Source organism: Psychrobacter sp. 1Y4, from assembly GCF_051847555.1.
On the sequence record NZ_JBPYDE010000369.1, the window covers coordinates 1 to 816 of the forward strand.

Sequence of the window (816 nt, forward strand, 5' to 3'; positions counted from 1 at the left end):
GATTTTAGAAAATAGGAAAGCTGTCAAAAAAATAATTCTTTATTATCATAGTTTAAGACGACCATTGTATTTAAGAGTTATAAAGAAGCTTACCGAGCTACTTAAGGTGTAAGAGTTTCAATGAAAATCCTCCATATAAATACTTTTGATACCGATGGCGGGGCAGCACGCGCCGCTTATCGTTTGCATCGGGCACTACTAGCTGAGAGTATCGATAGTAAAATGCTAGTTCAAAAAAAAACTAGCGATGATGGTACGGTAATATCACCTACGAGTAAGCTGGAAAAGGGTATTAACCTATTTCGTCCAACATTAGATAGTCTACCTGTCAAAAGATATAAAAGCCGTACACAAACTCTCTTTAGTCTAGCATGGCTGCCTTTTAGCCAAGTTCCGAGGAAGATTAAGTATATCAATCCTGATATTGTGCATTTGCATTGGGTAGCAGGTGCTATGGTGTCTGTCCAAGATTTGGCTAAGATTGATAAACCAATCGTGTGGAGTTTACATGATATGTGGGCTTTTACTGGTGGTGAGCATTACGATGAAGATCAGCAGCATTATTTAGACGAATGTGGTAACTCAACAGTGCTAAATAGTAAAAAAGACAATGATCTGAGTAGAAAAGGCTGGGAGAGCAAGCGACAGGTATATGCTCAGATAGAGGATATGACTATCGTTGGACTTAGTAACTGGATTTATCAAGCCGCAAAGAGTAGCAGTTTACTAAAAAATAAAAATCATATTCAGCTACCAAATCCCATCAACACAGTTGCCTTTGCACAATACAGTAAGATAGAGGCTAGACGCTTACTG

The 816-nt window shown here is 38.4% G+C and carries 1 protein-coding gene; it reads left to right on the forward strand.

Annotated features, from left to right (window positions below):
* Positions 1-120 precede the first annotated feature (120 nt).
* The coding region (locus ACS8FC_RS16375; protein ID WP_439297555.1) for a glycosyltransferase at positions 121-816 on the forward strand (696 nt) is incomplete at its 3' end.